The organism is Pseudomonas sp. KH_050, from assembly GCF_057838875.1.
In genome coordinates this window covers 5,588,653-5,612,488 of record NZ_CM174478.1, presented here as the reverse complement: position 1 = coordinate 5,612,488, position 23,836 = coordinate 5,588,653, and the positions used below count along the sequence as shown (strand labels likewise).

Genomic DNA, 23,836 nt, shown 5'->3' with positions numbered 1-23,836 from the left:
GCGCGGGCTTGTCCCGCATGTGATGGTCAGGAGGTTCATGATGAACAAGTCGATGCTCGTTGGTGCTGTACTGGGTGCTGTCGGTGTGACCGCAGGGGGCGCTGTTGCCACCTATAACCTGGTTAAGAGCGGCCCTGAGTATGCGCAAGTGCTGGCAGTCGAACCGGTCAAGACTCAGATCAAAACCCCGCGTGAGGTCTGCAAGGACGTCACGGTGACCCGGCAGGCGCCGGTGAAAGATCAACACCAGATCGCCGGTACCGTGCTCGGTGCAGTGGCGGGTGGTCTCTTGGGCAATCAGGTTGGCGGCGGGACCGGCAAGAAGATTGCCACCGTTGCGGGCGCGGTTGGCGGCGGTTACGCCGGCAACAAGGTCCAGGAAGGCATGCAGAATCGTGATACCTACACCGAGACTCAAACTCGCTGCAACACGGTCAATGACATCAGTGACAAGATCGTCGGTTACGACGTGAAGTATTCGCTGGATGGCAAGGAAGGCAAAGTGCGCATGGATCGTGATCCCGGCAACCAGATTCCGGTCAACAAAGAAGGCCAGCTGGTTCTGGGGCAAAACGAACCTGCTCAATGATGAGCTGACTTTCAGGCACAAAAAGAAGCACCCTGCGGGGTGCTTTTTTTGTACGTGAGATTTGTGAGATACCACCAATCCCCCGTAGGAGCTGCCGCAGGCTGCGATCTTTTGATCCTGATCCTGTGGGAGCGGGCTTGCCCGCGATAGCGGATTGTCAGGCAACATCGATATCGAATGTGAGACCCTCATCGCGAGCAAGCCCGCTTCCACAGTTGATGGGTGGTGGTTTCGGGGTATGGTCCGGCTCAAATCCCGGGCATAAAAAAAGCACCCCTCGGGGTGCTTTTTCGGGGCTGCTTGCTTAGCGTTTCAGCGAAGCCGGCAGGTGCGGCTGGATGGCCGTCAGGACTGCTTTGAAGCATTTGGTGTTGCCGGCAACGACGTGGCCTTTTTCAAGGAAGTCGTGGCCGCCGGTGAAGTCGCTCACCAAACCGCCTGCTTCCTGGATCAGCAGGGCGCCTGCAGCCATGTCCCACTCGGACAGGCCCGATTCCCAGAACGCGTCGAAGCGACCGGCGGCCACGTAGGCCAGGTCGAGGCTGGCGGCGCCGGCGCGGCGGATGCCGGCGGTCTGGCCAACCAGGCTGCGGAACATGCCCAGGTAGTTTTCGAGGTTGTCCATCTGGTCGTCACGGAACGGGAAGCCGGTACCCAGCAGCGCACCTTCAAGGCTGGTGCGACCGCTGACACGCAGGCGGCGACCGTTGAGCTGAGCGCCGCGACCACGGCTGGCGGTGAATTCTTCCTGGCGAACCGGGTCCAGAACCACTGCGTGTTCCAGGCGACCACGGTATTTGCAGGCGATGCTGACCGCGAAGTGCGGGACGCCGCGCAGGAAGTTGGTGGTGCCGTCCAGTGGGTCGATGATCCACAGGTAGTCCAGGCCGTCGCCGCTACCGGCGTGCATGCCGGTTTCTTCGCCAAGGATGCTGTGAGTCGGGTAAGCCTTGCGCAGTGCGTCGATGATTTTCTGTTCGGCAGCGCGATCCACTTCGGACACGTAGTCCTTGGCGTCTTTTTCGTCGACCTTGATGGTATCCAGGCGCTCGATGGAGCGGAAAATCAATTCACTGGCGCTGCGGGCGGCGCGCAGCGCGATATTCAGCATGGGCTGCATGGATGTGTCACCTAAGGTTGTTAAAGAAAGCCGAGCATTCTAGCAGAAACTTTCTACAGATGAAGGTCGACGTTCGCTTTCATAGCTTAACTTCGGGATGGTCTGTAAGATTTGCTCCCCTTTCCCGTGTCCGAGAGCGCCTCCCGTGCTGCAAAACATTCGTGTCGTCCTGGTCAATACCAGTCATCCCGGGAACATCGGCGGGGCTGCGCGTGCCATGAAGAACATGGGCCTGTCGCGGCTGGTGCTGGTCGAACCGCGGTTTTTCCCGCACCACGAGGCCGACGCCCGGGCGTCCGGCGCCGGTGATATCCTGGCAAATGCCCAGGTCGTCGCCACTCTGGAGGATGCTCTGGTCGGCTGCAATCTGGTGTTGGGCACCAGTGCCCGTGACCGGCGCATTCCCTGGCCGCTGCTCGATCCGCGCGAGTGCGGGGTCAAGGTGGTCGAGGAGGCCGCGCAAGGCGCCGAGATTGCCCTGGTGTTTGGCCGTGAAGATTCCGGCCTGACCAACGACGAGCTGCAGCGATGTCATTATCACGTGCACATCCCGTCCGACCCTGAATTCAGCTCACTGAACCTCGGGGCCGCGGTGCAGGTGCTGAGTTATGAAGTGCGCATGTCCTGGCTGGCGGCCGAAGGTCAGCCGAGCAAGGTCGAGAAGGATGAAGTGGCGTCGACCAAGAGCGGCGAGCTGGCGACTATGGATGAATTGGAGCGATTCTATGAACACCTGGAACAGACCCTGGTGGCCATTGAGTTCCTTGATCCGGAAAAACCCCGGCACTTGATGGCGCGCCTGCGTCGGTTGTACGGACGCAGCTCGGTCAGCCGGGCGGAAATGAATATATTGCGTGGCATCCTCACGGAAACCCAGAAAGCGGCCCGTGGCGAGCTTCTAAAGCGGAAGGATTAATGATGTTCGAGCGTTTGCGTGAAGATATCCAGAGTGTTTTCCATCGTGACCCGGCGGCGCGTAACGCTTTTGAAGTTCTGACGTGCTACCCGGGCATGCACGCCATCTGGATCCATCGCCTGTCGTCGGCTCTGTGGGGCATGGGCTGGAAGTGGCTGGCGCGGGTCGTGTCGAACTTCGGCCGCTGGTTGACCGGGATCGAGATCCATCCGGGGGCGAAGGTCGGTCGACGCTTCTTTATTGACCACGGCATGGGCATCGTGATCGGTGAAACCGCCGAGATCGGTGATGATGTCACCCTTTATCAGGGCGTGACCCTGGGCGGCACCAGCTGGAACAAAGGCAAGCGCCACCCGACGCTGGAAGATGGCGTAGTGGTAGGGGCGGGCGCCAAGGTGCTGGGACCGTTCACGGTCGGTGCCGGGGCCAAGGTCGGTTCCAACGCGGTCGTGACCAAGGCCGTGCCGGCGGGCGCGACGGTGGTCGGGATTCCGGGGCGGATCATCATGAAGCCTGATGACGAGCAGCACGCCAAGCGCAAGGCGATGGCGGAAAAGATCGGCTTTGATGCCTATGGTGTCGGCGAAGACATGCCGGACCCGGTCGCCCGGGCCATTGGCCAGTTGCTCGACCACTTGCAAGCCGTGGACGGGCGCCTGGAAGGGATGTGCGGCGCGCTGAAGGACCTGGGCAGCAACTACTGCGCCAAGGACCTGCCTGAACTGCGCGAAGAAGACTTCGCCTGCGTGAAGGGCAAGGATGTGTAGGCGCTGCCGAAGGCTGCGGTCTTTTGATCTTCAAGGGGTGGTGGCGATCCTGAAAAGATCGCAGCCTGCGGCAGCTCCTACGGATTGGGTTTGCAGATGGGTGCCGCGTTGGGTTGGGATGGGTTGGGTTGGGTTGAGCGGTGTGCCATTGCGCTGCGGACCCTGCTATCATTCGCGCGCTCTTTTTGCAGTTAAACCCGAGTAAAACGCTAGGTCTTATAGTTGACTTAAATACTCGGGAATTGCATACTCGCCCCCATTCTGAAACTCCGTGGTACCTGTCCATGAGACTGACTACAAAAGGCCGATACGCAGTAACCGCCATGCTTGACCTGGCGTTGCACGCGCAAAACGGGCCGGTGTCCCTGGCCGATATCTCTGAGCGCCAAGGCATTTCCTTGTCCTACCTCGAACAACTCTTCGCCAAGTTGCGCCGCAGCAATCTGGTGTCCAGTGTTCGCGGTCCTGGTGGTGGCTATCAGCTATCTCGGGATATGCAGGGGATCCAGGTTGCCCAGGTGATCGATGCAGTGAACGAGTCGGTCGATGCGACCCGTTGCCAGGGTCTTGGCGATTGCCATGCCGGCGACACGTGTCTGACCCACCATTTGTGGTGCGATCTCAGCCTGCAGATCCATGAATTTCTGAGCGGTATCAGCTTGGCTGATCTTGTGACTCGCCGTGAGGTGCAAGAAGTAGCCCAGCGTCAAGACCAGCGCCGTTGCAACAGCAAGGCGTCGCGTCTGGACAAGATTGAAGCGTCTGCCGTCGAATGACAGCCAATAGAGCTAACGGCACGCCAGCCAGCCTGATTTAGGAGATAGTCCATGAAATTGCCGATTTACCTTGATTACTCTGCGACCACCCCGGTTGATCCGCGTGTCGCGCAAAAGATGAGTGAATGCCTGCTGGTCGACGGAAACTTCGGTAACCCGGCGTCCCGTTCCCACGTGTTTGGCTGGAAAGCTGAAGAGTCCGTGGAAAATGCACGTCGCCAGGTCGCTGACCTGGTGAACGCCGATCCGCGTGAAATTGTCTGGACCTCCGGTGCCACCGAGTCCGACAACCTGGCAATCAAGGGTGTCGCGCATTTCTATGCCACTAAAGGCAAGCACCTGATCACCACCAAGATTGAGCACAAGGCTGTCCTCGACACCATGCGCCAACTGGAGCGTGAAGGTTTCGAAGTGACCTACATCGAGCCTCGTGAAGATGGCCTGGTGACTGCGGAAATGGTCGAGGCCGCCCTGCGCGACGACACCATCCTGGTTTCGGTCATGCACGTGAACAACGAAATCGGCACCATCAACGACATCGCAGCGATCGGCGAATTGACCCGTTCCAAAGGGATCATGTTCCACGTCGACGCCGCGCAGTCCACTGGCAAGGTCGACATCGACCTGCAGAAGCTGAAAGTCGACCTGATGTCCTTCTCGGCCCACAAGACCTACGGCCCTAAAGGTATCGGCGCGCTGTACGTGAGCCGCAAGCCGCGTGTTCGCATCGAAGCGGCCATGCACGGTGGCGGCCACGAACGTGGCATGCGCTCCGGTACCCTGGCAACTCACCAGATCGTCGGCATGGGCGAAGCCTTCCGTGTAGCCAAGGAAGACATGGCTGCCGAGAACATCCGGATCAAAGCCCTGAGCGACCGTTTCTTCAAACAGGTCGAAGGCCTGGAAGAGCTGTACATCAACGGCAGCATGACTTCCCGTGTACCGCACAACCTGAACCTGAGCTTCAACTACGTTGAAGGCGAGTCGCTGATCATGGCGCTCAAGGATCTGGCGGTTTCCTCCGGTTCGGCCTGCACCTCGGCGTCCCTGGAGCCTTCGTACGTACTGCGCGCCCTGGGCCGCAACGACGAACTGGCACACAGCTCGATCCGTTTCACTTTCGGCCGTTTCACCACCGAAGAAGAAATCGACTACGCCGCGCAGAAAGTCTGCGAGGCCGTTACCAAGCTGCGCACTCTGTCGCCGCTGTGGGACATGTACAAAGACGGCGTCGACATCTCGAAAATCGAGTGGGCAGCGCACTGAATTTAAGTTGCCGTAAACGGGCTCTGTGAAGCTGCCGAACACAGCGACTTGATAGAGCCCGAAGAGCGACTAACTGATGAGTGAGGAATAAGAACCATGGCTTACAGCGAAAAGGTCATCGACCACTACGAGAACCCGCGCAACGTCGGCAAGATGGATGCGGAAGATCCTGATGTTGGCACCGGCATGGTCGGCGCTCCGGCGTGCGGCGACGTTATGCGCCTGCAAATCAAGGTCAACGAGCAAGGCATCATCGAAGACGCCAAGTTCAAGACCTATGGTTGCGGTTCGGCCATCGCCTCCAGTTCCCTGGCGACCGAGTGGATGAAAGGCAAGACTCTGGATGAAGCAGAGACCATCAAGAACACTCAGCTGGCTGAAGAACTGGCCCTGCCGCCAGTAAAAATTCACTGCTCGGTACTCGCTGAAGACGCTATCAAAGCGGCCGTTCGCGATTACAAGCAGAAGAAAGGCTTGATCTGACTTTCAAGATTTGGCGACGAGTAAGGAGTCACCGATGGCTATCAGCATGACAGAAGCGGCTGCTCAACACGTGCGACGCTCCCTCAACGGGCGCGGCAAAGGTGAGGGGATTCGTCTGGGTGTTCGCACCACAGGCTGTTCCGGCCTTGCCTACGTGCTGGAGTTTGTCGACGAGGTGGTTGCAGACGATCAGGTGTTCGTAAGTCACGGCGAGAAAGTGATCATCGACCCGAAAAGCCTGGCTTACCTGGACGGCACCGAACTCGATTTCGTCAAGGAAGGGTTGAACGAAGGCTTCAAGTTCAACAATCCCAACGTGCGCGGTGAATGTGGCTGCGGCGAAAGCTTCAACATCTGAGGCTGCTTGTGGGTACTCCTTGTCATTTCGCTTTATTTGAACTGCGACCGAGTTTCCGTCTGGATCTCGAGCAGTTGGCCACGCGCTACCGTGAGTTGGCGCGCGGTGTTCATCCAGACCGCTTTGCAGACGCTTCCGAGCGCGAGCAGCGGCTGGCGCTAGAGCACTCCGCAAGCCTCAACGAGGCCTACCAGACGCTCAAGAGTCCCCCCAAGCGCGCACGTTACTTGCTCGCCCTGGGCGGTCACGAGTTGCCGCTGGAGGTCACGGTGCATGATCCGGAGTTTCTTCTGCAGCAGATGGAGCTGCGTGAAGAGCTCGAAGACCTGCAAGACAGTGCCGACCTGGCCGGGATTGCCGTGTTCAAGCGCCGCCTGAAGGCCGCTCAGGATGAACTGAACGAAAGCTTCGCAGCCTGTTGGGATAATGCGGCGCAACGTGAACAGGCAGAACGCCTGATGCGGCGCATGCAATTCCTCGACAAGCTCACCTACGAAGTGCGCCAGTTAGAAGAGCGCCTCGACGATTAACCCAGTGCCGCCTCGGTCGCACGCCTGATATACAGATAAGTCCTGATAACGATGGCCCTACTGCAGATCGCCGAACCCGGCCAAAGTCCTCAACCGCACCAGCGTCGCCTGGCTGTGGGGATCGACTTGGGTACTACCAATTCGCTGGTCGCTGCATTGCGCAGTGGTCTTTCCGAGCCTCTGGCCGACGCTGAGGGGCAGGTCATTCTGCCGTCCGCGGTGCGCTATCACGCTGATCGCATTGAAGTCGGCATGTCGGCCAGGCTGGCCGCTGCAAGCGACCCGTTGAATACCGTGTTGTCGGTCAAGCGCTTGATGGGTCGTGGTCTGTCCGACGTCAAGCAGCTTGGTGAACAATTGCCGTACCGCTTCGTCGACGGCGAGTCGCACATGCCGTTCATCGATACGATCCAGGGCCCGAAAAGCCCGGTCGAAGTCTCCGCCGATATCCTCAAGGTGCTGCGTCAGCGCGCTGAAGAGGCCTTGGGGGGCGAGTTGGTGGGGGCAGTGATCACCGTTCCAGCCTATTTCGACGATGCTCAGCGTCAAGCCACCAAGGATGCGGCCAAGCTGGCCGGTCTGAACGTGCTGCGCTTGCTCAATGAACCGACCGCCGCCGCTGTGGCGTACGGTCTGGATCAGCACGCCGAAGGCCTGGTCGCCATTTATGACCTGGGTGGCGGTACCTTCGATATTTCGATTCTGCGTTTGACCGGCGGTGTGTTTGAAGTCCTGGCGACCGGCGGCGACAGCGCCTTGGGCGGCGATGACTTCGACCATGCCATTGCAGGCTGGATCATCGCGAGCGCCGGTCTGTCGGCCGACCTCGATCCGGGTGCGCAACGCCATCTGCTGCAAACCGCTTGTGCGGCCAAAGAAGCCCTGACCAACGCTGCTGCTGTTGAAGTCGCTTACGGCGACTGGAAAGCCCGGTTGACCCGTGAAGCCTTCAATGCGCTGATCGAGCCGATGGTCGCCCGCAGCCTGAAAGCCTGCCGCCGCGCTGTGCGCGATTCCGGCATCGAGCTGGAAGAAGTGCATGCGGTGGTCATGGTCGGCGGCTCGACTCGTGTGCCTCGCGTTCGCGAAGCTGTCGCTGAAGCCTTTGGTCGCGAACCGCTGACCGAAATCGATCCGGATCAAGTGGTGGCCATTGGTGCCGCGATCCAGGCCGATACCCTGGCCGGCAACAAACGCGATGGCGACGAACTGTTGCTGCTCGACGTGATTCCGTTGTCCCTGGGGCTGGAAACCATGGGCGGCCTGATGGAGAAGGTGATTCCGCGCAACACCACCATCCCCGTTGCTCGCGCCCAGGACTTTACTACTTACAAAGATGGCCAGTCGGCCATGGCGATTCACGTGTTGCAGGGCGAGCGCGAGCTGATCAGCGACTGCCGCTCCCTGGCACGCTTCGAATTGCGCGGTATTCCGGCGATGGTGGCCGGTGCGGCGAAGATTCGCGTGACCTTCCAGGTCGATGCCGACGGTCTGCTCAGTGTCGCGGCCCGCGAATTGGGTTCGGGCGTGGAGGCCAGCATTCAGGTCAAGCCGTCTTACGGTCTGACCGACGGCGAAATCGCCAGGATGCTCAAGGATTCGTTCCAGCACGCCAACGACGACAAGGTTGCCCGGGTGCTGCGTGAACAGCAGGTCGATGCCCAGCGCTTGATCGAAGCGGTGCAGGGCGCCCTCGATGTCGACGGCGAACGTCTGCTCGATGCAGAGGAGCGCATGGTCATCGAACTGCAGATGAAAGAATTGAGTGAATTGATGCGCGGCACCGATGGTTATGCCATCGAGCAGCAGACCAAGCGTCTGTCGCAAGTGACCGATGCCTTTGCAGCCCGCCGCCTGGACTCGACGGTGAAAGCCGCTCTGGCGGGGCGCAACCTGAATGAAATCGAGGAATAACTGATGCCGCAGATCATTTTTCTGCCACACGCCGAGCATTGCCCGGACGGTATGGTTGTAGAGGCCGAGACGGGTAAATCCATTCTCGAAGTGGCCCATGACAACCATATCGAGCTCGAGAGCGCCTGCGGCGGCGTCTGTGCCTGCACTACGTGTCACTGCGTCATTCGCGAAGGCTTCGAGTCGCTGAATGAGGCCGACGAGCTGGAAGAGGACTATCTTGATCGGGCCTGGGGTCTGGAAGCGCAGTCGCGCCTGACCTGCCAGGCAATCGTCGGGACGGAAGACCTGACCGTCGAAATTCCGAAATACTCACTCAACCATGCCGCCGAAGCGCCGCATTGATTCAAGGAGCTGTCATGAGTCTTAAATGGGTTGATGTGCTGGAGATCGCGATCCAGCTGGCTGAAAGCAAGCCGGGTGTGGATCCGCGTTACGTGAATTTTGTCGATCTGCACCAATGGGTTCTGGCTTTGCCGGAATTCAGTGACGATCCCAAGCATGGCGGCGAGAAAGTGCTCGAGGCCATTCAAGCTGCCTGGATCGAAGAAGCAGACTGAACGCACCCCTACGCAGTTAGGCAATCCCCCTAAACCCGCGTATAATTCGCGGGTTTAATTTTTCGCATTAATCATCGTTTCTGGAGTTACACCATGGCTGTTCAACGTACTTTCTCCATCATCAAGCCTGACGCTGTTGCAAAAAACGTTATCGGCGAGATCACCACTCGTTTCGAAAAAGCAGGCCTGCGCGTTGTAGCTTCGAAACTGAAGCAACTGTCCAAAGCCGAAGCCGAAGGCTTCTACGCTGAGCACAGCGCTCGTGGTTTCTTCAACGACCTGGTTGCTTTCATGATCTCCGGTCCGGTTGTCGTTCAGGTTCTGGAAGGCGAAAACGCTATCGCTCTGAACCGTGAGCTGATGGGCGCTACCAACCCTAAAGAAGCTGCTGCCGGCACCATCCGTGCTGACTTCGCTGACTCCATCGACGCCAACGCTGTACACGGTTCGGACTCCGAAGCCGCTGCTGCTCGCGAAATCTCGTACTTCTTCGCAGCTACTGAAGTAACCACTCGCTAAGCATTGGCTTATGAGTGAAGGTGAATCCATGACTACATCGACTGCAAAAATTAACCTGCTGGGTCTGACTCAGCTGGAAATGGAAAAATTCTTCGACTCAATCGGGGAGAAGCGTTTCCGTGCCGGTCAGGTAATGAAATGGATTCACCACCTTGGCGTCGATGATTTCGATGCCATGACGAACGTCAGCAAGGCCTTGCGCGAAAAGCTCAAGGTCGTTGCTGAAATTCGTGGTCCGGAAGTCGTCAGCGAGGACATTTCCACCGACGGCACCCGTAAATGGGTGGTGCGCGTGGCGTCCGGCAGCTGCGTCGAGACCGTTTACATTCCCCAGGGCAAACGCGGCACCTTGTGCGTTTCGTCCCAGGCAGGCTGTGCCCTGGATTGCAGTTTCTGCTCCACCGGCAAGCAAGGCTTCAATAGCAACCTCACTGCCGCCGAAGTCATCGGCCAGGTGTGGATTGCCAACAAATCGTTCGGCAGCATCCCGGCGACCGCCGACCGTGCCATCACCAACGTGGTGATGATGGGCATGGGTGAGCCGCTGCTGAACTTCGACAACGTCGTGGCCGCCATGCATCTGATGATGGATGACCTGGGTTATGGCATCTCCAAGCGCCGGGTGACTCTGTCCACCTCCGGCGTGGTGCCGATGATCGATGAACTGGCCAAGCACATCGACGTCTCCCTGGCGTTGTCGCTGCACGCACCGAATGACGCATTGCGTAACCAATTGGTGCCGATCAACAAGAAGTATCCGCTTAAGATGCTCCTCGAGTCGTGCCAACGCTACATGGCGACCCTGGGCGAGAAGCGCGTGCTGACCATCGAGTACACCTTGCTCAAAGACATCAATGACAAGGTCGAACACGCCGTGGAAATGATCGAGTTGCTCAAGAACATCCCGTGCAAGATCAACCTGATTCCGTTCAACCCGTTTCCCCATTCCGGTTACGAGCGCCCGAGCAACAACGCGATTCGTCGTTTCCAGGATCAGCTTCACCATGCAGGCTTCAATGTCACCGTGCGCACCACCCGCGGTGAAGACATCGATGCCGCGTGTGGCCAATTGGTAGGGCAGGTGCTGGATCGCACCCGTCGCAGCGAACGTTATATCGCCGTGCGCGAGTTGAGCGCCGAGTCCGATATGCCGCAAAGCGCTGCGAATCGTACCTGAGAGAGGATCTCCATGACCTTGCGCGTCGCGCTGCTCGTGCTATTCGCCAGTCTGTTGACTGGCTGTGTTCTGTCGGGTGATTTCAATCCGCTGAAGACGAGCAAGGGCCGGGACGAGGCGCGTGGGGCTTACGTGCAGCTGGGTTTGGGGTATCTGCAGCAGGGCATGACCGAACGGGCTAAAGTCCCGCTCAAGAGAGCCCTCGATCTGGATGATTCGGACCCGGATGCCAACGCGGCACTGGCGCTGGTGTTTCAGGCCGAGATGGAACCGGAGCTCGCCGACCAGCACTTTCGCAAGGCGTTGTCCGCACGGCCCGGCGATGCGCGTATCCTGAACAACTACGGTAGTTTTCTCTTCGAAGAAAAACGTTACAAAGATGCCTACGAGCGCTTTGAGCAAGCCGCCGCCGATACCCTTTATCCTGAGCGTTCGCGGGTTTTCGAGAACCTGGGCATGACCGCTTCGAAGCTCGGTCAGCGTGAACTGGCCCACAAGCAGCTGGAAAAAGCCCTGCGCCTGAACCGTCAACAACCTCGCGCGCTGCTGGAAATGGCTGAGTTGTCCTTCGAAGACAGGCATTATGTGCCCGCACGCGACTATTACGATCGTTTTAGCCTGCTGACCGAGCAAAATGCACGTAGTCTATTGCTCGGCGTTCGGCTGGCAAAAGTCTTCGAAGATCGCGACAAGGCCGCAAGTTTCGGCCTGCAATTAAAACGACTCTATCCCGGTACACCGGAATATCAGCAATACCTGTCGGAGCAATGATGAAAGCGGCGCATCCCGAAGTTGTAGCAGCGACTCGCGTAAACCCCGGTGAGACCTTGCGTCAGGCCCGCGAAAGCAATGGCTGGTCGCTGGCGGAAGTGGCTTTGAAGCTCAACCTGACCGTGGCTTCATTGAGCAGCCTTGAGACCGGTGCTTTCGACAAGCTGCCAGGGCATACCTTTGCCCGTGGCTACATTCGCGCTTATGCCAAATTGCTCGGCATGGACCAGACCGTACTGGTGCAGAACTTCGACCAGTACACCGGTACCGATTCCCAGGGCAGTGCCGTACACAGCCTGGGGCGTATCGAAGAACCGGTACGGGTTTCCCACACCATCTTGCGTATTGTCAGCCTGCTGTTGCTGATTGCGGTGATCGGCGGCGGCTTTATCTGGTGGCAGGATCAGACCTCGCTGCGCCCCAAGGAGCTGATCGGGCTCAATCAGGAGCACGTTGAAGTCGAAGGCGCCGATGGCACCACGCAGATTCACCCGATCGACGAGCCGGAAGACCAGGCCGTTGTCGAAAGCCAGACTGAAGGCCAGACCGCTCTCGCGCTGCCCGGCCAGTCGCCAGCCGAAGTACAGGTCAATTCGGCTGAAACAACTGCGCAGACTCCAGCAGTAGTGCCAGCCGCTCCCGCGCCAGTTGCTCCGGCTCCAGTCGTTGCAGCACCTGTGGCACCTGCTGTCCCGGCAGCCCCGGTGATTGTGGCGGCTGTTGCGCCCGCGCCGGTTGCACAAACCGCTCCGGCAGCGACTACCCCCGTCGCCGGTGCCGGCCAGGTTCGGCTGCAGTTCGTTGCTGACTGCTGGACCCAGGTCAGCGATGGCAACGGCAAAGTGCTCTTGAGTGGTCTCAAGCGCAAGGGCGAAAATGTCGAACTCAGCGGCAAGCCACCGTTCTCTGTCCGCCTGGGTTATGCCCGTGGCGCGCAGATCAGCTACAACGGTCAGCCGGTCAATCTCGCTCCGTTCACCAGTGGCGAAACCGCTCGCCTGAAGTTAGGTCAATAAGTCATGCACGGCGAATCTCCAATCAAACGTCGCGAGTCCCGCAAGATCTGGGTCGGCTCGGTACCGGTGGGCGGCGATGCGCCGATCGCGGTGCAGAGCATGACCAACAGCGACACCAATGATGTCGCGGCCACTGTCGCCCAGATCAACCGGCTGGAAGCCGCCGGTGTCGATATCGTGCGCATTTCGGTGCCCGACATGGACGCCGCCGAAGCCTTCGGCCGGATCAAGCAACTGGTCAAGGTACCGTTGGTTGCCGATATCCACTTCGACTACAGGATTGCTCTGCGCGTGGCCGAACTGGGTGTCGACTGCCTGCGGATCAACCCGGGCAACATCGGTCGTGAAGACCGGGTGCGTGCCGTGGTCGATGCCGCCCGCGATCGCGGGATCCCGATCCGTATCGGCGTCAACGCCGGGTCGCTGGAAAAAGACCTGCAGAAGAAATACGGCGAACCGACCCCTGCCGCGCTGGTGGAGTCTGCACTGCGTCACGTCGAACACCTTGAACGCCTGAACTTCAAGGACTTCAAGGTCAGCGTAAAGGCCTCCGATGTGTTCATGGCCGTCGAAGCCTATCGCCTGCTGGCCAAGGAAATCGTGCAACCGCTGCACCTGGGCATCACCGAAGCCGGTGGTTTGCGCTCAGGCACGGTGAAATCTGCCGTGGGCCTCGGTATGCTGCTGGCTGACGGGATTGGCGATACTATCCGCATCTCGCTGGCGGCCGACCCGGTCGAGGAAGTGAAGGTCGGCTACGACATTCTCAAATCCCTGCACCTGCGGTCCCGTGGTATCAACTTCATCGCCTGCCCAAGCTGCTCGCGGCAGAATTTCGATGTGGTGAAAACCATGAATGAACTGGAAGTGCGCCTTGAAGATCTGCTGGTACCGCTGGATGTCGCGGTGATCGGTTGCGTAGTGAACGGTCCGGGTGAAGCCAAAGAGGCGCATATCGGCCTGACCGGTGGTACGCCGAACCTGATTTATATCGACGGTAAACCGGCGCAGAAACTAACGAATGACAATCTGGTGGATGAGCTGGAAAGGCTGATCCGCCAGAAAGCGGCCGAAAAGGTCGAAGCCGACGCAGCGCTGATCGCTCGCGGCTGATCAAACGAATTTAAGGATTTTTTGTGAGCAAGTCTTTGCAAGCCATTCGTGGCATGAACGACATCCTGCCCGAGCAGACTCCCCTGTGGCGTCATTTCGAAGGTACCGTCTCGCGTCTGCTGGATAACTACGGTTACAAGCAGATCCGGATGCCGATCGTTGAATTCACCGAGCTGTTCAAGCGCTCCATCGGTGAAGTGACCGACATCGTCGAAAAAGAGATGTACACCTTCGCCGACCGCAACGGCGATTCCCTGACCCTGCGCCCCGAGGGCACCGCGGCCTGCGTGCGCGCAGTGCTCGAGCACGGCATCACCGGCGGCGGCCAGGTGCAGAAACTCTGGTACATCGGCCCGATGTTCCGCCACGAGCGTCCACAGAAAGGCCGTTATCGCCAGTTCCACCAGATCGGTTGCGAAGTCTTCAACCTTGACGGTCCGGACATCGATGCCGAGCTGATCGTGTTGACCTGGCGCCTCTGGGGCGAGCTGGGCATCCGTGATGCGGTCAAGCTCGAGCTCAACAGCCTGGGCACCAGCGAGTCCCGTGGTCGTTATCGCGAGGCGCTGGTGGAGTACCTGTCGGCCCGTCTGGATCAACTGGACGAAGACAGCCAGCGCCGGTTGAAAACCAACCCGTTGCGCGTACTCGATACCAAGAACGCCGAGACACAAGCCGTACTGGCAGACGCGCCGAGAATGGCCGATTACCTGGACGAAGAATCCCGCGTGCACTTCGAGGGCCTGAAGGCTCGCCTGGATGCTGCCGGTATCCCTTATGTGATCAACCCGAAGCTGGTGCGCGGGCTGGATTACTACAGCAAGACCGTTTTCGAATGGGTCACCGATCAACTGGGCGCCCAGGGCACGGTATGTGCCGGTGGCCGTTACGACGGCCTGGTCGAGCAGATGGGCGGCAAGCCGACCCCGGGCGTAGGTTTCGCCATGGGTATCGAACGCCTGGTATTGCTGCTTGAAACCCTGGAAAAGATCCCGGAAGAAATCTCCCGTCAGGTCGACGTCTACCTCTGCGCCTTCGGTGAAGCCGCCGAAATCGCTGCCCTGACCTTGAGCGAGCGGGTACGCGATCAATTGCCGAACCTGCGCCTGCAGATCAATGCCGGTGCCGGCAGCTTCAAAAGCCAGTTCAAGAAAGCCGACAAGAGCGGTGCGCTGTATGCACTGATTCTCGGTGACGACGAATTGTCCCATCAGGTGGTAGGTTTCAAGCCGCTGCGTGGCCAGGGCGAACAACAAAGCATTGCCTGGGATGCGCTTGCCGCGCACCTGGCCACCTGCGTCGTGCAGGGTTGAAGCTGTAAAACAGCTGATTTAGCGAATAAGGAGTATTGGGGTGTCGAGTAGCGAAGATGAACAGCTGGCGGATTTGAAGGACTGGTGGACGCGTAACGGCAAACCTCTGCTCACTGGCGGCCTGTTGGCGCTGGTCATCGTGTTCGGCTGGCAGGCTTTTCAGAAGTATCAGAGCAACCAGGCGCAAGGCGCCTCGATGCTCTATCAGCAATTGCTGGAAACTACCCTGACCCCGGACGGCAAGCCTGATCCGGCCCGCGTCGCGGACCTGGCCGGCAAGTTGAACAGCGAGTTCGGCGGCAGCGCCTATGCCCAGTACGGCAGCCTGTTCGTGGCGAAAGTCGCGGTCGAAACCGGCAAGCTGGATGACGCGGTCAAGGAGCTCAAGGCCGTGGCCGATAAACCGGTCAACCCGACCCTGGGTGAAGTCGCCCGTCAGCGCCTGGCTCAGGTGCTGGCTGCACAGAACAAGGCTGACGAAGCCCTGAAGCTGCTCGAAGGCGATACCGACAAGGCATTCCTGGCCACTCGTGAAGAGCTCAAGGGTGACCTGCTGGTCCAGTTGGGTCGTACCGACGAAGCCTATGCTGCGTATCAAAAGGCCAAGGCTGCGTTGTCCGATGAGGCGGCGGTCGGTGGCCTGCAAATCAAGCTGGACGACCTGGCCAAAGGGGATGCGTGACGTGATTCGTTGGAAACATGCAGCATTGCTGGCTCTGGCCGTTCTGGCCGCGGGTTGCAGCAGCAACAGCAAAAAAGAATTGCCACCGGCTGAACTGGTCGACTTCAAGGAAGAAGTGGTCCTGCAGAAGCAGTGGAGCCGTTCGGTCGGTGACGGCCAGGGCAAAACCTACAACATGTTGGTGCCGGCGATTGATGGCGACACCCTCTATGCAGGCGATGTCACCGGCGTGGTCATGGCGCTGGATCGCAGCAACGGCGACGTCAAATGGAAGAAAGATCTCGAACTGCCTGTTTCCGGCGCCGTTGGCGTGGGTTACGGGCTGGTCATGATCGGTACGCTGAAAGGCGAAGTGGTAGCGCTGGATTCGAGCAGCGGCGAAGAAAAATGGCGCGCTCGCGTGACCAGTGAAGTACTCGCACCGCCTGCCACCAACGGTGACGTGGTGGTGATTCAGACTCAGGATGACCGTCTGATCGGCCTCGACGCCGCCACTGGCAATCAACGCTGGCTTTATGATAGCACCCCGGCGGTCCTGACCCTGCGCGGCACCAGTGCGCCGATCGTCACCAACCGCTTGGCGGTTGCCGGCTTGTCGACCGGTAAAGTGGTCGCGCTGGATGTTTCGAACGGCGTGCCGGTCTGGGAGCAACGCGTTGCCATCCCGCAAGGTCGTTCGGAGCTGGATCGCGTGGTCGACATCGACGGTGGCCTGCTGTTGTCCGGCAGCACCCTGTATGTCGCCAGCTATCAAGGTCGTGTTACGGCCCTGGATCTGGATAGCGGTCGCCCGCTCTGGCAGCGTGATGCTTCCAGCTATGCAGGCGTCGCTCAAGGTTTTGGCAGCGTTTACGTGAGCCTGGCCTCGGGTACCGTTGAAGGCGTCGACGAGCGTTCCACCACAGCCTTGTGGACCAACGACTCGCTGGCTCGCCGTCAACTCTCGGCACCGGAGGTGTTTTCCAGCTACGTCGCAGTCGGTGACATGGAAGGCTACCTGCACCTGTTGAGCCAGGTGGATGGCCGTTTCGTCGGTCGTGAGCGCATCGACAGCGATGGCCTGCGTGCGCGTCCGCTGGTAGTGGGTGATACGATTTATGTGTATGGCAACAGTGGCAAGCTGGAAGCCCTGACCATCAAGTAATGGTTTGACTATGCTTGAAGGCATTGATGTCTTCAGGCGGCCTTGCTCCGCAAGGCTTGTGGCACTTCACGTGCTGCCCCGAGCACCAGCCGCTGCCCAGCAGCGGCTTTTGTATTTTCTGAAATAACGAAGTGGAGAGCCGCATGGTTCCCGTAATCGCCCTGGTGGGTCGACCGAACGTCGGCAAGTCCACCTTGTTCAACCGCCTGACCAGGACCCGTGACGCCATTGTTGGCGACCTGTCCGGTCTGACCCGTGATCGCCAGTACGGTGAGGCAAAGTGGCAAGGGCGTTCCTACATTCTGGTCGACACCGGTGGTATCTCCGGTGACGAACATGGCATGGACGAAAAGATGGCCGAGCAGTCGCTGCTGGCCATTGAAGAAGCCGATGTCGTCCTGTTCCTGGTAGACGCCCGCGCCGGTTTTACCGCTGCCGATCAAATGATTGGCGAGCATCTGCGCAAGCGCAACAAGCGTTCGTATGTGGTCGCCAACAAGGTCGACAACATCGACCCTGAGCTGGCCCGCGCCGAGTTCAGCCCGCTGGGCATGGGCGACGCGATCCCGATCGCCGGTGCCCACGGTCGCGGCATCACGCAGATGCTGGAAATCTGCCTGCGCGACTTCCCGAAAGATGAGGAAGAACCGGTAGAAGGCGAAGAAGAAATCGTCGCCGAAGGTCAGGAAGCCAAGCGCATTCCAGGCCCGAGCGAAAAAGACGGTATTAAGATCGCCATCATCGGTCGTCCGAACGTCGGCAAGTCGACCCTGGTCAACCGTATGCTCGGTGAAGACCGGGTTATCGTGTATGACGAACCCGGCACCACCCGCGACAGTATCTACATTCCCTTCGAGCGTAACGAAGAGAAGTACACGCTGATCGACACCGCCGGTGTGCGCAAGCGCGGCAAGATCCACGAGGAAGTTGAAAAGTTCTCGGTGGTGAAAACCCTGCAGGCGATCAAAGACGCCAACGTGGTGGTGTTCGTCATGGACGCCCGCGAAGGCGTGGTCGACCACGACCTCAACTTGCTGGGCTTTGTCCTGGAGGCCGGTCGCGCCCTGGTTATCGCACTGAACAAGTGGGATGGCATGGAGCCGAGCGAACGCGAGTTCGTGAAGATCGAGCTGCAACGTCGATTGTTCTTCGTCGACTTCGCCGACATCCACTTCATCTCGGCCCTGCACGGCACGGGTGTGGGTAACCTGTACCAGTCGGTGCAGAACTCGTTCAAGTCCGCGGTCACCCGCTGGCCGACCAACCGCCTGACCCAGATCCTTGAAGATGCGGTCGGTGAGCACGCGCCACCAATGGTCAACAACCGTCGGATCAAGCTGCGTTATGCCCACTTGGGTGGCGCCAACCCGCCGATTATCGTGATCCACGGTAACCAGGTGGAAAAGGTTCCGAAATCCTACGTCCGTTACCTGGAAAATACTTACCGCCGTGTCTTGAAACTGGTCGGCACGCCGATCCGTATCGAGTTCAAAGGTGGCGAGAACCCGTACGAAGCCCTGAAGAACACGCTCACCGACCGTCAGGTCAACAAGAAGCGTCGTTTGATGACCCACCACAAGAAAGCCGAGAAGAAGCGTAAAGACAAACGCTGATTCTTGGGCCTGGCTCATCCTGTGTGAGGTGGGCTCTTTGTGGTTGGTTCGCAAATCGCTGCATCGGAAGAAGGGCGCCCATGGCGCCCTTTTTCATACCTGGCGTTTGGGCTATCCTCGGGCTCTCCCGTGCCGCCGTAGAGCCGGGTGTTGAGCAGGGAACCACCGATGATCACCAGCAAGCTGCCGAATGTCGGCACTACCATCTTCACTCGTATGTCGCAGCTCGCGGTGGAAACCGGCGCGCTCAACCTGTCCCAAGGCTTCCCCGATTTTGACGGCCCGCAAGCACTGCGCGATGCCGTTGGCCGGCATATCGCCAGCGGCCACAACCAATATGCACCGATGACCGGCCTGCCGGCGCTGCGCCAGCAAGTCGCGGCGAAGATCGCCCGCAGCTACGGCTGCACGGTGGATGCCGACAGTGAAGTGACCATCACCCCCGGCGCGACTCAGGCGATTTTCTGCGCCATTCAAGCGCTGATCCACCCCGGTGATGAGGTCATAGTGTTCGATCCGTGCTACGACAGCTATGAGCCCTCGGTGGAACTCGCCGGTGGCCGCTGCGTGCATGTGCAGCTGGGCCTGAATGATTTCGCCATCGACTGGCAGAAGCTCGGTGAGGCGTTGAGCCCGCGTACGCGGATGATCATCCTCAACTCTCCGCACAATCCCAGTGGCGCGCTGATCAGTCGGGCCGAACTGGATCAACTGGCAGACTTGATCCGCGATCGCGACATCTATCTGATCAGCGACGAAGTCTACGAGCACCTGGTGTTCGACGGCGTGCCCCATGTCAGCGTGCTGGCCCATGAAGAGCTGTATCAGCGGGCCTTTGTGGTCAGCTCGTTCGGCAAGACTTACCATGTCACGGGCTGGAAAACCGGCTACGTGGTCGCACCGCCGGCGCTCACCGCCGAGCTGCGTAAAGTGCATCAGTACGTGAGCTTCTGCAGCGTGACGCCGTTGCAGTATGCCTTGGCCGACTTCATGGTCGAGCACCCTGAGCATGTCGAGGAGCTGCCCGCTTTCTATCAGGCCAAGCGCGATCTGTTCTGCGATTTGCTGATGCCTTCGCGGTTCAGTTTCACTCGGGTCGCCGGTACCTATTTCCAGTTGGTGGACTACTCGCAGATTCGCCCGGACCTCAATGACGTCGACATGGCGCTATGGATGACCCGCGAGCACGGCGTAGCGACGATTCCGGTCTCGGTGTTCTACCAGAACCCACCGCAAGGGCAGCGTCTGGTACGCCTGTGTTTTGCCAAGCGCGAGGAGACGCTGCGTGAAGCAGCGGAAAAACTATGCGTGATCTGAGTGCGCTGCCCAACCTCAACGTCGCGCTGATTCAGACGACGCTAGCCTGGCATGATCGTCAGGCCAACTTCGAGCATTTCGAGCAACTGCTGGAACAGGCCCGGGGCGCAGACCTGATTATCCTGCCGGAGATGTTTACCACCGGTTTTTCCATGGAGTCCGAAACCCTCGCCGAGCCGGAAAATGGTCCGACCAGTAAATGGTTGCGCAGTCAGGCGAAAAAACTCGATGCGGTGATTACCGGCAGTCTGATCGTTCAGGCCGCCGATGGCAGCCATCGCAATCGCCTGTTGTGGGCGCGTCCCGACGGTGAAGTCTGGCACTACGACAAGCGCCATCTGTTCCGTATGGCCGGTGAGCACAATCACTTCACTCCGGGCGAGCGTCAGGTGCAGTTCGAGCTCAAAGGCTGGCGGATCCGGCCGTTGATTTGCTATGACCTGCGCTTCCCGGTATGGAGCCGCGATGCTCAGGACACCGATTTGCTGCTGTACACCGCCAACTGGCCTGGCGCGCGGCGACAGCACTGGAATCGCCTGTTGCCGGCGCGTGCGATCGAAAACCTCTGCTATGTGGCGGCGGTGAATCGGGTGGGCACCGATGGCAAGGGCTTCGCCTATACCGGCGACAGCCAGGTGCTGGATTTCCAGGGTGAAACCCTGCTCAGCGCCGGCGAGGCGGATGGGGTGTTTCAGGTCAGCCTGGATGCAGCCGAACTGGAGGCCTACCGCAAGCGCTTCCCGGCCAATCTGGATGCCGATACCTTTCAGTTCACCTGATATCGGGGGCTCATCGAAAAGATCGCAGCCTTCGCCAGCTCCTACGCTGGAATGTGATCCCCGGTAGGAGCTGGCGCAGCCTGCGATCTTTTGATCTTCAAAATGGCTAAAACAAAAAAGGCCCCAAGGTTCTAACCTTGGGGCCTTTTGCATTTCAGCGACGACTTACGCCGCTTGGGCCTGCGGCTGGCTCAGGGAGCGGTTCAGCGCGCTGAACAGGGCCTTGAAGCTGGCGGTGGTGATGTTTTCATCGATACCCACGCCGTGTACCGCACGTTCGCCATTCACCCGCAGCTCAATGTAGGCCGCAGCCTTGGCATTGGTGCCCGCGCCGATCGCGTGTTCGTTGTAGTCCATGATCTCCACGGCGATCGGCAGACCGGCCACCAGGGCTTCCAGGGCGCCATTGCCCTTGCCGCGCCAGTGCTGGGTTTCGCCGTCGCAGTGAACCTCGACGTCGACCGCGCTGTGGCCGTTTTCTTCCTGCAAGCGATGGCTGACCAGCGCGTAAGGCAGGTTAGCCTGCAGGTACTCGGTGTGCAGCAAGGCGTGGATCTGCTGGGCAGTCATTTCCAGGCCGAGGCGATCGGTTTCACGCTGTACCACCTGGCTGAACTCGATCTGCATGCGGCGCGGCAAGTTGATGCCGTATTCCTGTTCCAGCAGGTAGGCAATACCGCCTTTGCCCGACTGGCTGTTGACGCGGATCACCGCCTCGTAGCTGCGACCGATGTCGGCCGGGTCGATCGGCAAGTACGGCACTTCCCACAAGGCGTCCGGTTTCTGTTGCGAGAAGCCTTTGCGGATGGCGTCCTGGTGCGAGCCGGAGAATGCGGTATGAACCAGGTCGCCGACATACGGGTGACGCGGATGCACCGCTATCTGGTTGCATTCCTCAACGACTTTGCGCACGCCGTCGATATCCGAGAAGTCCAGTTCAGGGTTGATGCCCTGGGTGTAGAGGTTCAACGCCACGGTGACCAGATCGACGTTACCGGTGCGCTCGCCGTTGCCGAACAGGCAACCTTCGACGCGATCGGCACCGGCCATCAGGCCCAGCTCGGTGGCGGCAACGCCAGTGCCGCGATCGTTGTGGGTGTGCAGGCTGATGATCACGCTGTCACGACGGTTGATGTTCCGGCCGAACCACTCGATCTGGTCGGCATAGATGTTCGGCGTCGCGCATTCGACGGTGGCCGGCAGGTTGAGGATCATCTTGTGCTCAGGTGTCGGGTTCCAGACCTCGATCACCGCATCGCAGACTTCCTTGGCGAATTCCAGTTCAGTGGCGCTGAAGGTCTCTGGCGAGTATTCGAATGTCCACTGGGTGTCCGGCTGCCGGGCGGCATACTTGACGAACAGCTTGGCGGCGTCCACGGCAATTGCCTTGATCCCTTCCTTGTCCTGATTGAAGACAATCTTGCGGAAGGACGGGCTGGTGGCGTTGTACAGGTGAACGATGGCTTTTTTCGCGCCGCGCAGGGACTCGAAAGTGCGCTCGATCAAGTCTTCACGACCCTGGGTCAGCACCTGAATCGTGGTGTCGTCCGGGATATGGCCGCCTTCGATCAAGGTACGGACGAAGTCGAAGTCGGTTTGCGAAGCGGCAGGGAAGGAGGCTTCGATCTCTTTCACGCCCACCGCGACCAGGGTTTTCCAGAAGCGCAGCTTCTTGACTGCGTCCATCGGCTCGATCAGCGACTGGTTACCATCGCGCAAGTCGGAGCTGCACCAGATCGGCGCGGCGGTGATGGTTTTCGAAGGCCAGGTGCGGTCCGGAATATCAATGGTCGCAAATGCGCGGTACTTCGAGGACGGGTCTTTGAGCATGGTCATCAGGAAATCCCTATGGTGTTGGCCGAAAAGAGGCGGCCTGCCGTTGAAACATTTTCTATTGATGAAGCTGGGGACGAGGCACCGCGATTCACCCTGGCAGTCGTGCACTGACGAGGCAGAGGCTGCGGTGCTGGCGTCGCTGAATGAGGGTGTGAGAGGTTTTCATGCCTTCAACCCTAACCATTGGAATGAAGGATGGCAAGCAGGTGAAAAAAATTGAGAGAAGTTCTGATTTTTGAGGGTTATTCGAGATTTTGTAGCGCTGGATTGAGTTTGTATTTGATTAAATTGCGCTGATATCTAAAGGTCAGCAATTGAGTTCTGGAGGATTAGCCTGGTTTTGTTCCGATATTGGCTTTGAGATTGCTATCGCGAGCAGGCTCGCTCCCACAAGGCACCGCGTTCCCCTGTGCGAGCCTGCTCGCGATGAAGCCCTTTGCCTCGCCACAACTCTCAGGGCTGGAATGCCCCAATAAAGATCGCCGGATCAACCCGGGCATCATTCAGGCTGATGTTCCAGTGCATATGCGGCCCGGTCGCCCGCCCCGTGGAGCCGACTTTGCCGACCACGCCACCGCGGGCCAATTGCTGGCCGACCTTCACGTCGATCTTCGACATATGGCAGAACATGCTGATAAAGCCCTGGCCGTGGTCGACGAACACCGTGTTGCCGTTGAAAAAGTAATTGCCGATCAGGATCACCTTGCCGCCGGCCGGGGTCTTGATCGGAGTGCCAGCGGGTACTGCGAAGTCCAGCCCGGCGTGGGGATTGCGTTCTTCGCCGTTAAAGAAGCGGCGCACGCCGAACTTGCTGGAAAGCGGCCCGTTGACCGGTTTGTCCAGCAGCAAGTTGCTCGGGGTGTTGGGGCTGAAGCTGCGGTAGGCGGAAATCTGTTCGGCCAATTCAACTTCGATGCGTTGCAGGTCCGCCGGGTCGGGATTGACCTGTCGTTTGTTCTTCAGGGTGATGTGCTGTTCCGGGTATTTCTTGGCAACTACGGTGAACTTCACACTGCGCCCGCCGGTACTGATCTGCTGGCTGCCGGGTTTGACGGTCAAGGGCACGCCGACAATTGCCAGCCAGTTGTTCTGTTCCTTGACCACCAGCAGTGGCTTGCCCTGATAGCTGGCCTTGGGGGCTTGGGCCGAGGTGCCGAGATCGACCACCGCCACGCCACCGGGCACCGGTTTGTTCAGCAGGCGGGTGATGTAACTGTCGGCGTGGGCGTTGAGGGTCAGGCACAGCAATAGCAGGGAGCAAAGAAAACGCGGCATGA

General features: G+C 59.3%; 25 protein-coding genes. 22 read left to right on the top strand and 3 right to left on the bottom strand.

Translation table 11 applies throughout. From position 1 onward, the window contains the following. The first annotated feature begins 40 nt into the window (after positions 1–40). Positions 41–589 (top strand): glycine zipper 2TM domain-containing protein, encoded by a 549-nt coding sequence (locus tag AC3IUA_RS25780; protein WP_489357661.1) that lies wholly within the window; start codon positions 41–43, stop codon positions 587–589. 304 nt (positions 590–893) lie between these two features. Here the strand turns inward: AC3IUA_RS25780 and suhB are convergent, their stop codons facing one another. Further along, a complete protein-coding gene (gene suhB, locus AC3IUA_RS25775) occupies positions 894–1,709 on the bottom strand; it encodes a type III secretion system regulator SuhB (protein ID WP_489357660.1) in 816 nt (271 codons plus the stop codon). 145 nt (positions 1,710–1,854) lie between these two features. Between suhB and trmJ the strand changes: the two genes are divergently transcribed. From trmJ to AC3IUA_RS25670, 21 genes are all read left to right on the top strand, one after another. Further along, positions 1,855–2,625, top strand: coding sequence for a tRNA (cytosine(32)/uridine(32)-2'-O)-methyltransferase TrmJ (trmJ, locus tag AC3IUA_RS25770; protein WP_150641553.1), 771 nt, complete (start codon positions 1,855–1,857; stop codon positions 2,623–2,625). Between the two features lie 2 nt (positions 2,626–2,627). Continuing rightward, positions 2,628–3,392, top strand: coding sequence for a serine O-acetyltransferase (cysE, locus tag AC3IUA_RS25765; protein ID WP_489357659.1), 765 nt, complete (start codon positions 2,628–2,630; stop codon positions 3,390–3,392). A 284-nt stretch (positions 3,393–3,676) separates the two neighbouring features. Then, positions 3,677–4,168: a Fe-S cluster assembly transcriptional regulator IscR gene (gene iscR / locus AC3IUA_RS25760; RefSeq protein WP_489357658.1), complete on the top strand. Its 492-nt coding sequence runs from the start codon at positions 3,677–3,679 to the stop codon at positions 4,166–4,168. 51 nt (positions 4,169–4,219) lie between these two features. Next, positions 4,220–5,434 carry an IscS subfamily cysteine desulfurase gene (locus AC3IUA_RS25755; RefSeq protein WP_489357657.1) on the top strand — a complete coding sequence of 405 codons (1,215 nt, stop codon included), beginning with the start codon at positions 4,220–4,222 and terminating at the stop codon, positions 5,432–5,434. A gap of 96 nt (positions 5,435–5,530) precedes the next feature. Then, positions 5,531–5,917: a Fe-S cluster assembly scaffold IscU gene (gene iscU / locus AC3IUA_RS25750; protein ID WP_003443374.1), complete on the top strand. Its 387-nt coding sequence runs from the start codon at positions 5,531–5,533 to the stop codon at positions 5,915–5,917. A 34-nt stretch (positions 5,918–5,951) separates the two neighbouring features. Further along, entirely contained in the window at positions 5,952–6,275 is a 324-nt protein-coding gene (gene iscA, locus AC3IUA_RS25745) for an iron-sulfur cluster assembly protein IscA (protein ID WP_489357656.1), read from the top strand. Positions 6,276–6,283: 8 nt separating this feature from the next. Next, positions 6,284–6,805, top strand: coding sequence for a co-chaperone HscB (hscB, locus tag AC3IUA_RS25740; protein WP_489357655.1), 522 nt, complete (start codon positions 6,284–6,286; stop codon positions 6,803–6,805). 51 nt (positions 6,806–6,856) lie between these two features. Beyond that, a complete protein-coding gene (gene hscA, locus AC3IUA_RS25735) occupies positions 6,857–8,719 on the top strand; it encodes a Fe-S protein assembly chaperone HscA (protein WP_489357654.1) in 1,863 nt (620 codons plus the stop codon). 3 nt (positions 8,720–8,722) lie between these two features. Continuing rightward, positions 8,723–9,064 carry an ISC system 2Fe-2S type ferredoxin gene (gene fdx, locus AC3IUA_RS25730; RefSeq protein WP_489357653.1) on the top strand — a complete coding sequence of 114 codons (342 nt, stop codon included), beginning with the start codon at positions 8,723–8,725 and terminating at the stop codon, positions 9,062–9,064. 14 nt (positions 9,065–9,078) lie between these two features. Next, entirely contained in the window at positions 9,079–9,279 is a 201-nt protein-coding gene (gene iscX / locus AC3IUA_RS25725) for a Fe-S cluster assembly protein IscX (protein WP_489357652.1), read from the top strand. A gap of 93 nt (positions 9,280–9,372) precedes the next feature. Continuing rightward, on the top strand, positions 9,373–9,798 hold the full coding sequence (gene ndk, locus AC3IUA_RS25720) for a nucleoside-diphosphate kinase (protein WP_007903599.1): 426 nt from the start codon (positions 9,373–9,375) through the stop codon (positions 9,796–9,798). Positions 9,799–9,826: 28 nt separating this feature from the next. Further along, a complete protein-coding gene (gene rlmN / locus AC3IUA_RS25715; RefSeq protein WP_489357651.1) occupies positions 9,827–10,975 on the top strand; it encodes a dual-specificity RNA methyltransferase RlmN in 1,149 nt (382 codons plus the stop codon). 12 nt (positions 10,976–10,987) lie between these two features. After that, positions 10,988–11,746, top strand: a complete 759-nt coding sequence (gene pilW, locus AC3IUA_RS25710; protein WP_489357650.1) for a type IV pilus biogenesis/stability protein PilW — start codon at positions 10,988–10,990, stop codon at positions 11,744–11,746. Further along, on the top strand, positions 11,746–12,762 hold the full coding sequence (locus tag AC3IUA_RS25705; protein ID WP_489357649.1) for a RodZ domain-containing protein: 1,017 nt from the start codon (positions 11,746–11,748) through the stop codon (positions 12,760–12,762). Before pilW ends, AC3IUA_RS25705 begins: the two co-directional genes overlap by 1 nt. Before the next feature lie 3 nt (positions 12,763–12,765). Then, entirely contained in the window at positions 12,766–13,875 is a 1,110-nt protein-coding gene (gene ispG / locus AC3IUA_RS25700) for a flavodoxin-dependent (E)-4-hydroxy-3-methylbut-2-enyl-diphosphate synthase (protein WP_489357648.1), read from the top strand. A 23-nt stretch (positions 13,876–13,898) separates the two neighbouring features. Beyond that, a complete protein-coding gene (gene hisS, locus AC3IUA_RS25695; protein ID WP_489357647.1) occupies positions 13,899–15,188 on the top strand; it encodes a histidine--tRNA ligase in 1,290 nt (429 codons plus the stop codon). Positions 15,189–15,228: 40 nt separating this feature from the next. Continuing rightward, the gene (locus AC3IUA_RS25690; protein ID WP_489357646.1) at positions 15,229–15,870 is read left to right on the top strand and encodes a tetratricopeptide repeat protein; all 642 of its coding nucleotides are present in this window, start codon (positions 15,229–15,231) and stop codon (positions 15,868–15,870) included. Continuing rightward, complete coding sequence (gene bamB / locus AC3IUA_RS25685; RefSeq protein WP_489357645.1) at positions 15,863–17,014, top strand: outer membrane protein assembly factor BamB; 1,152 nt, start codon at positions 15,863–15,865, stop codon at positions 17,012–17,014. The genes AC3IUA_RS25690 and bamB overlap by 8 nt, the downstream gene beginning before the upstream one ends. Positions 17,015–17,157: 143 nt before the next feature. Beyond that, on the top strand, positions 17,158–18,627 hold the full coding sequence (der, locus tag AC3IUA_RS25680) for a ribosome biogenesis GTPase Der (protein ID WP_489357644.1): 1,470 nt from the start codon (positions 17,158–17,160) through the stop codon (positions 18,625–18,627). Between the two features lie 168 nt (positions 18,628–18,795). After that, positions 18,796–19,944 (top strand): pyridoxal phosphate-dependent aminotransferase, encoded by a 1,149-nt coding sequence (locus AC3IUA_RS25675; RefSeq protein WP_489357643.1) that lies wholly within the window; start codon positions 18,796–18,798, stop codon positions 19,942–19,944. Further along, positions 19,932–20,723 carry an amidohydrolase gene (locus AC3IUA_RS25670; protein ID WP_489357642.1) on the top strand — a complete coding sequence of 264 codons (792 nt, stop codon included), beginning with the start codon at positions 19,932–19,934 and terminating at the stop codon, positions 20,721–20,723. The genes AC3IUA_RS25675 and AC3IUA_RS25670 overlap by 13 nt, the downstream gene beginning before the upstream one ends. Before the next feature lie 165 nt (positions 20,724–20,888). On the opposite strand, the gene leuA is transcribed toward AC3IUA_RS25670, so the two are convergent. Then, positions 20,889–22,559, bottom strand: coding sequence for a 2-isopropylmalate synthase (leuA, locus tag AC3IUA_RS25665; protein WP_489357641.1), 1,671 nt, complete (start codon positions 22,557–22,559; stop codon positions 20,889–20,891). Positions 22,560–23,012: 453 nt separating this feature from the next. Continuing rightward, positions 23,013–23,834 carry a peptidoglycan DD-metalloendopeptidase family protein gene (locus tag AC3IUA_RS25660; protein WP_489357640.1) on the bottom strand — a complete coding sequence of 274 codons (822 nt, stop codon included), beginning with the start codon at positions 23,832–23,834 and terminating at the stop codon, positions 23,013–23,015. Positions 23,835–23,836: the final 2 nt, after the last annotated feature.